The organism is Aureimonas sp. AU40, from assembly GCF_001463785.1.
Taxonomy (GTDB): Bacteria; Pseudomonadota; Alphaproteobacteria; order Rhizobiales; family Rhizobiaceae; genus Aureimonas.
On sequence record NZ_BBWL01000032.1, the window covers coordinates 44,980 to 56,880 of the forward strand.

The 11,901-nt window shown below is 67.6% G+C and carries 12 protein-coding genes; 8 read left to right on the forward strand and 4 right to left on the reverse strand.

Translation table 11 applies throughout. The features are described 5' to 3' along the window. Positions 1–22: 22 nt before the first annotated feature. Together arfB and AUL32_RS10850 are read right to left on the reverse strand one after the other, a co-directional pair. The gene (arfB, locus tag AUL32_RS10845) at positions 23–469 is read right to left on the reverse strand and encodes an alternative ribosome rescue aminoacyl-tRNA hydrolase ArfB (RefSeq protein ID WP_062114715.1); all 447 of its coding nucleotides are present in this window, start codon (positions 467–469) and stop codon (positions 23–25) included. 362 nt (positions 470–831) lie between these two features. Beyond that, a complete protein-coding gene (locus AUL32_RS10850) occupies positions 832–2,445 on the reverse strand; it encodes a phosphoenolpyruvate carboxykinase (protein WP_062114755.1) in 1,614 nt (537 codons plus the stop codon). 307 nt (positions 2,446–2,752) lie between these two features. On the opposite strand from AUL32_RS10850, the gene AUL32_RS10855 reads away from it, so the two are divergent. The 4 genes from AUL32_RS10855 (at position 2,753) to AUL32_RS10870 (ending at position 6,575) form a co-directional block, all read left to right on the forward strand. Continuing rightward, the gene (locus AUL32_RS10855; protein WP_061972967.1) at positions 2,753–3,232 is read left to right on the forward strand and encodes a pyridoxamine 5'-phosphate oxidase family protein; all 480 of its coding nucleotides are present in this window, start codon (positions 2,753–2,755) and stop codon (positions 3,230–3,232) included. Between the two features lie 342 nt (positions 3,233–3,574). After that, positions 3,575–4,285: a response regulator transcription factor gene (locus tag AUL32_RS10860; protein WP_061972968.1), complete on the forward strand. Its 711-nt coding sequence runs from the start codon at positions 3,575–3,577 to the stop codon at positions 4,283–4,285. A 38-nt stretch (positions 4,286–4,323) separates the two neighbouring features. After that, positions 4,324–6,120 carry a stimulus-sensing domain-containing protein gene (locus AUL32_RS10865; protein ID WP_156421428.1) on the forward strand — a complete coding sequence of 599 codons (1,797 nt, stop codon included), beginning with the start codon at positions 4,324–4,326 and terminating at the stop codon, positions 6,118–6,120. After that, positions 6,117–6,575, forward strand: a complete 459-nt coding sequence (locus AUL32_RS10870) for an HPr kinase/phosphorylase (protein WP_062114720.1) — start codon at positions 6,117–6,119, stop codon at positions 6,573–6,575. Before AUL32_RS10865 ends, AUL32_RS10870 begins: the two co-directional genes overlap by 4 nt. Positions 6,576–6,660: 85 nt before the next feature. Here the strand turns inward: AUL32_RS10870 and AUL32_RS10875 are convergent, their stop codons facing one another. Next, positions 6,661–7,164, reverse strand: a complete 504-nt coding sequence (locus AUL32_RS10875) for a YciE/YciF ferroxidase family protein (RefSeq protein WP_062114723.1) — start codon at positions 7,162–7,164, stop codon at positions 6,661–6,663. A gap of 219 nt (positions 7,165–7,383) precedes the next feature. Between AUL32_RS10875 and AUL32_RS10880 the strand changes: the two genes are divergently transcribed. After that, entirely contained in the window at positions 7,384–8,196 is an 813-nt protein-coding gene (locus AUL32_RS10880; RefSeq protein WP_062114758.1) for an IS5 family transposase, read from the forward strand. A gap of 180 nt (positions 8,197–8,376) precedes the next feature. Here AUL32_RS10880 and AUL32_RS10885 read toward each other — a convergent pair whose 3' ends face one another. Continuing rightward, positions 8,377–9,642 (reverse strand): glycerate kinase type-2 family protein, encoded by a 1,266-nt coding sequence (locus tag AUL32_RS10885; RefSeq protein ID WP_062114726.1) that lies wholly within the window; start codon positions 9,640–9,642, stop codon positions 8,377–8,379. 106 nt (positions 9,643–9,748) lie between these two features. On the opposite strand from AUL32_RS10885, the gene AUL32_RS10890 reads away from it, so the two are divergent. The 3 genes from AUL32_RS10890 to AUL32_RS10900 all read left to right on the forward strand — a co-directional run. Beyond that, positions 9,749–10,222, forward strand: a complete 474-nt coding sequence (locus AUL32_RS10890) for a CYTH domain-containing protein (protein ID WP_062114728.1) — start codon at positions 9,749–9,751, stop codon at positions 10,220–10,222. A 22-nt stretch (positions 10,223–10,244) separates the two neighbouring features. Continuing rightward, a complete protein-coding gene (locus AUL32_RS10895; protein ID WP_062114730.1) occupies positions 10,245–11,207 on the forward strand; it encodes a CHAD domain-containing protein in 963 nt (320 codons plus the stop codon). Positions 11,208–11,287: 80 nt separating this feature from the next. Further along, a partial coding sequence (locus AUL32_RS10900; RefSeq protein ID WP_082659536.1) for a pseudouridine synthase occupies positions 11,288–11,901 on the forward strand: 614 nt, incomplete at its 3' end.

The following is an 11,901-nucleotide window of genomic DNA, read 5'->3' on the forward strand; positions in this document are numbered from 1 at the left end:
CCGAAACGTTTCTCAAACTCGTTCAGTCCGAAACGCGGCCCCGCATCCGCTTGGTGTCGGAGCGGCCCTTCTTGGCTTCGAGGCGGCGCTCCACCGAGCCTCGGGTCGGCCGCGTCTTCTTGCGCGGCGGCGGCGGGGGCACCAGCGCCTCGCGCACGAGATCGGCCAAGCGCTCGCGCGCGTCCTCGCGGTTGCGCTCCTGCGTGCGGTGGCGCGAGGCTTCGATCAGCACCTCGCCCGCTTTGGTGGCGCGCTGGCCGGCCAGCCGCATGAGACGCAGCTTGGCCTCCTCGCCGAGCACGCCGGAGCTCATGGCGAAGAAGCGCAGCTGCACCGCCGAGGACACCTTGTTGACGTTCTGCCCGCCCGGGCCGGCGGCGCGCACGAAGACTTCCTCCAACTCCTCGTCGGGAATCACGACGCGGCTGTTGACCCGAAGGCCTTTGCGCTCCTGCCCCTCACGCTCCATGACCGGCCTCCGCGCCACAGCGCCAAGCCGCCTCGCCCGCGTCGCCCGCGTCCGGCGCGGGGGGAGTGAGAGCTTGGCGTCGATCCGGCATCCTCGTGTCTTTCCAACTTTTTGCCCGGAGCCCGGCCCGACTTGGGGTCCACGGAGCCTACGGCTGGGACGCCCGCCGAGCGGAAAGCGCCGCCCCGGCACCGCTTCCGTTCGCCCGAGGGGCGCCGTCCTGTCAAGAAGCGCGGCTCTCGGCCCGCCTCCCTCACCCCACGTGGCAGCAAGGGGCCAACAAGAGAAAGGGCCCGCGTCCTTTTTCGGACACGAGCCCTTCCGGCTTCTCCTCCCAGAGAAGACGCTAGCGGATCAAAGCCTCACTCCGCCGCGAGCGGCAGGGTGGCGGGGGCGGCGCCGAGCACGGACTCATCCACATGCCGCTCGAACTTCTCGAAGTTGCGGCGGAACATGTCGGCGAGCTTCCGGGCCTGCGCGTCGTAGGCGGCGGGGTCGGCCCAGGTCGAGCGCGGGTCGAGGATCGCCGTGTCGACGCCCGGCACCGCGACGGGCACCTGGAAGCCGAAATGCGCGTCCGTGCGGAACTCGGCTTCCTTCAGCGAACCGTCCAAGGCGGCGGCTAGAAGGGCGCGCGTCGCCTTGATCGGCATGCGCTTGCCCGTTCCATAGGCGCCGCCCGTCCAGCCGGTCGAGACCAGCCAGCAATCCACCTCGTGCCGCGCGATGAGATCGCGCAGGAGATTGCCGTATTCGGCGGGGTGGCGCGGCATGAAGGGCGCGCCGAAGCAGGTCGAGAACGTGGCTTCCGGCTCGGTCACGCCCTTTTCCGTACCGGCCACCTTGGCGGTGTAGCCGGAGAGGAAGTGGTACATGGCCTCGGCAGGGGTGAGCTTGGCGATCGGCGGCATCACGCCGAAGGCGTCGGCCGTCAGCATGATGATGTTCTTGGGATGGCCGCCCTTTCCCGTCGCGCTGGCGTTCGGAATGAAGTGCAGGGGATAGGCGGCGCGGGTGTTCTCGGTCAGCGAGCCGTCGTCGAAATCGGGCACGCGCTTCTCGTCGAGCACGACGTTTTCCAGAACCGTGCCGAACATGCGGGTGGTCGCGAAGATTTCCGGCTCGGCCTCGGCCGAAAGGCGGATCGTCTTGGCGTAGCAGCCGCCCTCGAAATTGAAGACGCCGTTCTCGCCCCAGCCGTGCTCGTCGTCGCCGATCAGCGTGCGGTGCGGATCGGCCGAAAGCGTGGTCTTCCCCGTGCCCGACAGGCCGAAGAAGACGGCCGTGTCGCCACCCGCGCCTATATTGGCCGAGCAGTGCATGGGCATGACACCGGTCTCGGGCAGGCGGTAGTTCAGAACCGTGAAGACCGACTTCTTCATCTCGCCGGCATAGGTCGTGCCGCCGATCAGGATGATGTTGCGGGTGAAGTCGCAGGCGATCACCGTCTCGGTGCGGCAGCCATGGCGCTCCGGGTCGGCCTTGAAGGACGGCAGGTCGATGATCGTAAGGTCGGGCACGAAGCTTTCGAGCTCGGTGGCCGAGGGACGGATCAGAAGATTGCGGATGAACAGCGAGTGCCAGGCATATTCGGTGACGATCCGGGCGCGGATGGCGTTGCTCTCGTCGGCGCCACCGACCAGATCCTGCACGAAGACGTCGCGCTCCACGGCATGAGCCTTGAAGTCCTCGTAGAGGCGCTCGAAGGCCGCCGGCTCCATCGGCTTGTTGTTGTCCCACCAAACGCGCGGATCGGTGTTCTCGTCGCGCAGGACGAACTTGTCCTTGGGGCTGCGGCCGGTGTGCTGGCCGGTCGTGACCACGAGGGCGCCATGAGCCGTCAGCCGCCCCTCGCCACGCTGGATCGCGGTCTCGACGAGTTCGGCCTCGCCGACATTCCAGCGCACGGAAGCAAGGCCGGAAAGGCCCGTCGACTCGAGCCCGATGCGGGGATTGCGGATGCCGGTTTCTTCCATCGTGTCCGTCTCCTGGTCACGAAACGGCAAGCAACGCCGCTTCACGACGATGAGATAACGGAGAAACAAGACGCCATCAACAGGAACAAAACTTAAAAAGAAAGCAATATCAGTAGTTTAATCGGTTTAGAATTGACAAGAACCAGTCTAAATCGGTTCAACCCCGGTTTTTACCCTCTCTGCCGCGTCAAATTTTTTTCGCACCTGCCGCATCGGGAGGGCGCGGCACCTTTTTGCGCGTGCGGCGTTGATGCCCATCATGGGCGTTACCCGAGCCCGATCAAACGGCTGAAAAAGGAAAGACCGCATGGCTGAGCAAGCGATCGACAAGTTCTGGGACATGGCCGAAGACTTCTCGACCTGCATGGTGACGACGCGCGACGGCAACCGGCTGCGCTCGCGCCCGATGGCCCCCTACATCTCGCGTCAGCGCGGCGAGATCCTCTTCCTCACCGACGTCACGTCCCACAAGGTGGACGAGGTCGAGGCCGAGTCGCAGGTCGCGCTCAGCTTCGTGCAGACGGACGAATATGTCGCCGTATCCGGCGCGGCGCGCGTCAGCCAGGACCGCGCGCTGATCGATGAGATCTGGGACGACGAGGCCGAGGCCTGGATGCCGGAGGGCAAGGACGGGCCGAATGTCGGCGTGCTCGTGGTCTCCCCCTCGCAGGCGGAGATCTGGGACGTGACCTCCAACAAGCTGACCCAGGCCTGGGAGTTCGCCAAGGCCTATGTCGGCCAGAAGCCGCAGCCCGACACGACGGAGAACGTCAAGGTCTCGCTCTGAGGTAAGGCCGGTTCTGATCGACACACGGCCGGCTTCGCGCCGGCCGTTTTCGTTCCCGCAGACTTCATTGGGCCTGTCATCGCTCCACCAAAACCGTTGCCCGCGTGCGTTCTTCGAGGCTCCGCTTCACGCGAAAGCGCTCGCTTTCGCCGGCCACCTTTGAAAAAGTGTCACGAACGCCACATTTGACTGTCAAAGCACTTGGCTGGGACGAATCGTTTTCGGCCTTGCGACCGGGCCAGCGGGATCGATCCCGAAGGCCTTGGGGGCACGGACACAGGACGGCACCGTCCGAGCGGGAGACCCCTTCCGCCTCGCGGACGAACATGGAGTTGGAAGTTCATGCCGACGATTGCGCTGGTGGACGACGACAGGAACATTCTGACGTCGGTCTCGATCGCGCTCGAGAACGAGGGCTATCGCGTCGAGACCTACACCGACGGCGCTTCGGCGCTGGAGGGCTTGTCCGCTCATCCTCCGCATCTGGCGATCTTCGACATCAAGATGCCGCGCATGGACGGCATGGAGCTTCTGCGCCGCCTGCGCCAGAAGTCGGACCTGCCGGTGATCTTCCTCACGTCCAAGGACGAGGAGATCGACGAGCTGTTCGGCCTCAAGATGGGCGCCGACGACTATATTCGAAAGCCCTTCTCGCAGCGCCTCCTGGTGGAACGGGTGCGGGCCATCCTGCGGCGCGGCCAGCCGCGCGACGCTTCCGCCCCTGGCGCCAAGACCGGCCCTTTGCCGGAATCCTCGTTGGAGCGCGGGCAGCTGGTGATGGACCAGGAGCGCCACACTTGCACCTGGATGGGCCAGCCCGTGACGCTGACCGTCACGGAGTTCCTGATCCTGCATTCGCTGGCGCAGCGGCCGGGCGTGGTGAAGAGCCGCGACGCCCTGATGGACGCGGCCTATGACGAGCAGGTCTATGTCGACGACCGCACGATCGACAGCCACATCAAGCGCCTGCGCAAGAAGTTCAAGGCGATCGACGACGATTTCGACATGATCGAAACGCTCTACGGCGTGGGCTACCGCTTCCGCGAAGTGTGAGCGAAGCACCCCACGGCGGAACCGGAACGGAAGCCGTCTTGTCCGCAAGCACGACCGACAGCGAGACCGAGCGCCCGCCCCAGCGGCGGGTCGCCTCGTCGCGCCCGCGCTGGCGGCGCGTGCCCTTCGTGCGTCGCAGCCTGATCCGCCTGCGCTGGCTGCTCGGCCATTCCATCTTCTCCTCGCTGACGCGGCGCATCGTCTTTCTCAACCTCGTCGCGCTGATCGTCCTCGTTTCCGGCATTCTCTATCTCAACCAGTTTCGCGCCGGGTTGATCGACGCGCGCGTCGAAAGCCTGCTCACGCAGGGCGAGATCATCGCCGGCGCCATCGCCTCCTCCGCCACGGTGGAGACCAATTCCATCACGCTCGACCCCGAGCGGCTTCTGGAAATGCAGGCGGGCTCGACGCTCCAGCCCAATCCCGACCTGTCGGAATCGCTCGACTTTCCGATCAATCCAGAGCGCGTCGCGCCGCTGCTTCGCCGGCTTATCTCGCCGACGCGCACGCGCGCGCGGCTCTACGACCGCGACGCCAATCTCATTCTCGACTCGCGCCACCTCTACTCGCGCGGCCAGATCCTTCGCTACGCCCTGCCCCCGGTGGAGAAGGAAGACGAGAGCACGATGGAATGGCTGGGCTCGCAAGCGGCGCGCCTGTTCGGCCATGGCGACCTGCCGGTCTACCGCGAAACGCCGGGCGGCTCGGGCGCGACCTACCCGGAAGTCATGAGCGCGTTGACCGGTGGCCCCTCCACTGTCGTACGCTCCACCGAGAACGGCGAACTGATCGTCTCCGTCGCCGTGCCGATCCAGCGTTTTCGCGCCGTGTTGGGCGTTCTGCTCCTGTCCACGCAGGGCGGCGACATCGATAAGATCGTCCAGGCCGAGCGCATGGCGATCGTGCGCACCTTCGCGGTGGCCGCCCTCGTCACCGTAGTCCTGTCGATCCTCCTCGCCTCCACGATCGCGACGCCGCTGCGGCGCTTGTCGGCAGCGGCGATCCGCGTTCGCCGAGGCGTCAACGCGCGCGAGGAGATCCCCGATTTCGGGGACCGCGCCGACGAGGTCGGCCATCTCGCCTCCGCCATCCGCGACATGACCAACGCGCTCTATGCCCGCATGGACGCGATCGAAAGCTTTGCCGCCGATGTCAGTCACGAGTTGAAGAACCCGCTCACCTCTCTTCGTTCCGCCGTCGAGACCCTGCCGCTGGCGCGCAACGAGAACTCGCGCGAGCGCCTGCTCGCGGTGATCCAGCACGACGTGAAGCGGCTGGACCGGCTGATCACCGACATCGCAGACGCCTCGCGGCTCGACGCGGAGCTGGCGCGCGAGGTCATGGGCCGCGTCGATCTCGCTGCCCTCATCGGCTCGGTGGTGGACGGCGCGCGGGCGCATCTGAAGGAAGGGCGCGACACCCGCATCGAGCTTCAGCTCAGCGCTCTTCCGGCCGGCAAGACCTACAAGGTCGCAGGCCACGACCTGCGCCTCAGCCAGGTCTTCACCAACCTGATCGACAATGCCCGCTCCTTCGTGCCCGAGACGGGAGGGACGATCACGATCCGCCTTCGTCGGCACAACAGGCGCGTGATCGCGACCGTCGAGGACAACGGACCCGGCATCCAGGCCGAGAAGATCGACCGCATCTTCGAGCGCTTCTACACCGACCGGCCGGGCGCCGAGTCCTTCGGCCAGAATTCCGGCCTCGGCCTTTCCATCTCGCGCCAGATCGTCGAGGCCCATGGCGGCACGATCGAGGCCGAGAACATCTCCGGCCCCGACGGCGCGCTGGCGGGGGCGCGCTTCACCGTCTCGCTGCCGGCCGAGGAATGAGCCCGCCCAATCTCCACGCGACGCTGGTGCTGGTGGACGGGCGGGGCGTGCTGATCCGGGGTGCGTCGGGCGCGGGCAAATCCTCGCTGGCCGTCTCGCTTCTGCGCCGGGCGGAGGCGGCGGGCCGAGACGCCCGGCTGGTGGCGGACGATCAGGTGCTTCTGGACGTGCGGGGAGAAGCCGTGTTCGGACTCGCGCCGCCCGCCATCGCCGGCCTCATCGAGATTCGCGGCGTCGGCCTTCTCCGGCAGCCCTTTGCCGGCGAAGCACGGGTGGATCTCGTGGTGGACCTCTCTGCCCGCGAGGGTCTGGAGCGCCTGCCCGAGCCCTCGTCGGTCCCGATCGCAGGCATTCCAGTTCGCCGCATTCATCTGCCGGAGCGCGACCCCGCCTTCGGTGCCGACGTGCTTCTGACTGTCCTGGCGTCGGAGGGGTACGAGGTCAAGACGGGCTGACCCTTCGCGCTAGTTTCAAACGAAAGACCCCGCGCTTCCCAAGGGACGCGCGGGGCCGATCGCTCAGACTTGAAGAGCTTGCGCCTCAGGCGGCGGCCGCCTCGGGCCGGGCATAATCGAGCCCGCCGGCAATCTCGCTCAAGAGTTCGTCGGTCTTCTTCTCTTCCTGCAGCGTCTGGTCGAGCAGGGCGGCCGCGTCGTCATAGCCGAGCTTGGTCGCCCAGGTCTTGAGCAGGCCGTAGCGGGCGATCTCGTAATGCTCCATCGCCTGTGCGCAGCCGATGAGAACCTGGTCGGCGGCGTCGGTCCCGCCGAAATCCTCCAGATCCTCCTCCATCTCGGCGGTCAGGCCCTGCATGGCTTCGCAGGTCTTGGCCCGCGCACTACGGCCGATGATCTCGAAGACCTGCTCCAGGCGCTCGACCTGGGTCTGGCTTTCGTCGGCATGGGTCTGGAAGGCCTGCTTCAGCTCGTTCGATTGCGCCGCCTTGGCGGATTTCTTCAAGGCGCGAACCGACTGCTTCTCGGCATAGAACACGTCCTTCAACGTCTCGTGGAAGGCGTCTTCGAGGGTCTTGATCTTGGCCATGGTTCACTTCCTTTTCGGACGACGGGCGCGCGGCACAAAAGCGCCGATCCCTCGCTTCGATCGCTTCTGAAAGTGCGGCGGGACGCCATCGTTCCCTCCCATGATCGTGGCCAACGAAAAACCGCGACGGGCCGGGTCTAAGAGCCCGTCCGGAAAGTGTTGAGTGGCCAGCGTCGGGCTGATTCCGTGGAGGTGTTCGAAGCCTTCGTTGGAGCCAGCATGTGGACGCCAGCCACCCGCGCCCAGCATAACAGAGACCATCTTCGCTATTCGAGCGATCTGACGGACGCCGAGTGGGCGCTGATCGAACCCGTTCTGCCGAAGACGGCCGTGACCGGCAGACCTCGGGCTTGGCCGATGCGCGAGATCGTCAACGCGGTTCTGTTCATTCTACGCTCCGGATGCCCGTGGCGCATGCTGCCGGACCACTTCCCGCCGCGCAGCACGGTCTGGGACTGGTTCCGCCGGTTCCGTGACGAGCGCCTGTTCGAGGGCCTCGGCCATCGACTGGTTCTGGCCGATAGGGAACGATGCGGCCGCCCAGCCTCGCCCAGCGCGGCAGTCATGGACAGCCAGACGGCACGAACCTGCGAGAGTGGTGGGCCACGCGGTTACGACGGAGCCAAGCGGATCGTCGGTCGCAAGCGCCACGCTCTGGTCGATACCGACGGCCGATTGCTGACAGTCGTCGTTGGCGCAGCGTCGGTTCAGGACCGTGACGGCGCCGGTCCGCTCGCCCGCGCATCGCGTAACCGCTTCCCCTTCGTCGAGCGCATCTTCGCCGATCGCGGCTATCAGGGTGAACGGGTTCGCCGGACCAGTCCGGTGCCGGTTGAGATCGTGCGACCAAGACCCGGCCAGATCGGCTTCGCTGTGCAGCAAAGGCGCTGGGTGGTCGAGAGAACCTTCGCTTGGCTCGGCCGCAACCGGCGGCTCTGGAAGGATGCAGAGACGACGATCGCCTCGTCGACAGCCTTCCTCCATGCCGCCGCAGCGAACGTCCTCATTCGCCGCATCGCCTCAGCAGAATGAGTTTCCGGACGGACTCTTAGAGCACTTAACAAAACCTCGCGGGGTCGGCTGGTCGGTTCTTTCCGCCGTGGACTTCGTCGCGAATGCTTGGCCCTGCCGCCAGCATCACTTAAGCTTCGCTCCTCGTCCCCGACGGAAACCCCTCGACCAATCTCCGCCCAGAGGTTTAGTTAGGCGCTCTTAGGCGACGAGAATAGCGCGGAGATCGTTGACATTTGTGAGGGTCGGCCCGGTGCGCATGAGGTCGCCCAGCTTGTCGAACAGCGTGTAGCTATCGTGCCGCGCCAGCACATCCGCCGGGTCGAGCTCCGCGCTCAGCGCCCGGGCGAGCGTGTCCGGCGCGACGAAGGCGCCGGCCGCATCCTCCGTCCCGTCGATCCCGTCCGTGTCGCCCGCTAGCGCATGAATGCCGGGCTCTCCGCGTAGCGCCACGGCAAGCGCCAGAAGAAACTCCGTGTTGCGCCCGCCCCGCCCCGGTCTCTCCTGCCCGATCGTCACCGTGGTCTCGCCGCCCGACAGAAGCAGCAGCGGCATGGGCGCGGGATGGCCGTGCCGGCGCACGGAGCGCGCGATGCCGGCCATGAGGATGCCAGCCTCCCGCGCCTCGCCCTCCAGCGCGTCACCCAGGATGAGCGCGGCGACGCCCTCCTCCCGCGCCCGCGCGGCCGCCGCTTCCAGCGCCATCTGCGGGGTGGCGATCAGGCGATAGTCGGCTGCAAAGGGCGCGCCCGGCTCGGCCGGGGCCGAAAGGCGCCGGCGCGCCGCCTCCGGCAGGCCAGGGCCGAGCCGCGCCGCTAGGGCGCTCAGATCCTCGCCTGCTTCGGGGTCAAACACGGTCGGCCCCGAGGCGATCGTGCGCGGATCGTCGCCCGGCACGTCGGAGATCGCCAGCGTCACGACGCGGGCCGGCGCTGCAGCGCGCGCCAGCCGTCCGCCCTTGATGCCCGACAGGCGCCGGCGCACCCGGTTCATGTCGGAAATCCCGGCGCCCGATTGGAGAAGCAGGCGGTTCACCGCCTTCTTGTCCGCCAGGGTCAGCCCTTCGGCGGGCAGGGCCATGAGCGCGGAGCCGCCGCCCGAAATGAGAACCAGCACGAGATCGTCCGGCCCAAGCCCGTGCACCTCGGCCAGGATGCGCCGCGCCGCCGCCTCGCTCGCCGCATCGGGAACGGGATGGGCGGCCTCCAGCACCTCGATGCGCCGCGTCGGGGCGCGGTGTCCGTAGCGCGTGACGACGACGCCACCGATCTCGACATCGGGCCACGCCTCCTCCACCGCCGCCGCCATGAGCGCCGCCGCCTTGCCGGCGCCGACCACGACGCAGCGCCCTTTCGGCTTGTCCGGCAGGAAGCCGGCGAGCACCGCCTTCGGGTCGGCGCTGCGCACCGCCGCTCCGAACACGCCTTCCAGAAATGTCTTCGCCCGCTCGCGCGTCCAATCCGTCATCGTCCTGTCCTACCGCTTGCGTAGTCTGGCGGAGATGGGCCGCCAAAGGGCTCGAATCCGCCCATGCCCCTCTTTCCTTCCCGCCGGGATACGCCATTCTCCGATCATGGGCACCGAAATCGAACGCAAATTCCTGTCACGCGGCGAGGCCTGGCGCGAGGCGGCCGACGAGGGAACGGAGATCCGGCAGTTCTATCTCGCCGTTCGCGAGGGCCTCAGCCTGCGCGTGCGGATCAAGAACGAGACCCAGGCCCTTCTGACCGTCAAGAGCGGCATCGGCATGCGGCGGGGCGAGTTCGAATACGAGATCCCGCTGGCCGACGCGCACGATCTGGAAGCGGCGCATCTCGGCGCCGTGCTGCAGAAACGGCGCTACCGCGTGCCGCTCGGCGCGCTGACGGCGGAGGTGGACGTCTTTTCCGGCGATCTCGCCCCCCTCGTCCTGATCGAGATCGAACTGCCCGACGAGGATCATCCCTTCGCCCGGCCGGACTGGCTGGGGGACGAGGTGAGCGAGGACGGGCGCTACACCAACGCCGCGCTGGCGCTGGCCGGACGCCCGCCCTTAGCCGCAACTTGAACCGCAACAGCACGGGACAGACATGGCCTATCGCTTCAACCCCCGCTCGCCCCTCGACGCCAATCTGCGCCGCATCGCGGGCGAGCAGATCGAGAAGGCCATTCGCGACCTGACGAACGAGGACGGCGACCGGCACGAGGGCGTCCACGAAGCGCGCAAGCGCATGAAGAAGCTGCGCGGCCTCCTTCGCCTCGTGCGCACCGGCGCTCCGACCTATGCGGCGAAAGAGAATGTCCGCTTCCGCGACGCCGCCCGGCTCCTGTCGGGCGTGCGGGACCGCACGGCGCTGATCGAGGCGCTGGACGGGCTGGAGCAGCGCTTTGCCGGCGATGTCGAAACGCAATCCTTCGCCGTGGTGCGCACCGCGCTGGAGCTGAAGCGCGACAGCGCCCAGACCGCGCTCGGCGACGACGGCTCGCATGTGGCGGAGACGGTGGCTGCGCTAGAGGAAGGGCGCGAAACGGCGGAGAGCTTCCGCCTGCCGCCCAAGCGCCAGGAGGCCGTTCTGCGCCGAGGCCTGCGCGCCAACTACGCCCGCGCCCAGGCCGATCTGGGCATCGCCTTGGCCAAGGGCGAGGCGGAGGCCTTCCACGACCTGCGCAAGCGCATCAAATATCTCTCCATGCATTTCAAGCTTTTGGAACCGGCCTGGCCCGAGGCCCTCGCCCCCTTGCGCGTCGAGGCCGAGACGGCGGCCGAGGAACTCGGGCGCGACCACGACTATGCCGTGCTGCGCACGGAAATGGCGGCCGACCCCGAAAGCTTCGGCGCGCGGGCCGATCTCGACGTAGTGCTGGCACTTCTCGACCGGCACCAGAGCGAGCTTCGTGCCAGCGCCATCCACCGCTGCGAGCGCCTGCTCCAGGAAAAGCCCAAGGCCTTCGCCAAGCGCATCCAGTCTCTCCTGGCGCTAAGCGGAGAGGAGCCGAACGGCGCCGCCCCGCCCGAGCCGCCCGAGGCCGAGCGCCGCCACGCGGCGGGCTGAGCGAAGATCGCTCGACCCAACTGGCGCATGGGGCCTCTTCGCGATACGAAGCCGCCCATGCCGCTTCACCAGAGCCTCCCGTGACACGCCGGCCCCCGCCGCGCCCCGGCGCCGCCCGGCCTCAACCGCGCCTTCCAAATTCTGGCGCGCGCACCGGCCATGGGCTGGCGCGCGTCCTGTCCAAGCTCGGCTATTGTTCGCGCACGCAGGGCGAGGCGCTGGTGCGCGAGGGGCGCGTCAGCGTGGACGGGCGGGTCGTGCGCGACCCCGAGCACCGAACCGACCCCGCCACGATGCGCGTCAGCGTCGACGGCCGGCCGGTGGAGGCGGAGCGGCGGGTTGTCCTGATGCTGAACAAGCCGCGCGGGCTGGTGACGACGCGCGACGACCCGCAGGGGCGCGACACTGTGTTTCGCTGCCTGGACGGGCTGGACCTGCCGCATGTCTCGCCGGTCGGCCGGCTCGACAAGGCGAGCGAGGGGCTGCTGCTCTTCACCAACGACACCGCGTTCGCGCAAGCCCTGCTCGACCCCGAAAGCCATTGCCCCAAGACCTACCACGTGCAGGTGGACGGGCTGCCGGACGAGGCCGCGATGAGCCGCATTCGCGCCGGGGTGGAGGATCGCGGCGAATGGCTCGGCGTCGTTTCCGCCGAGATGCTGCGGCGGGGCGACAAGTCCGCCTGGCTGGAGAT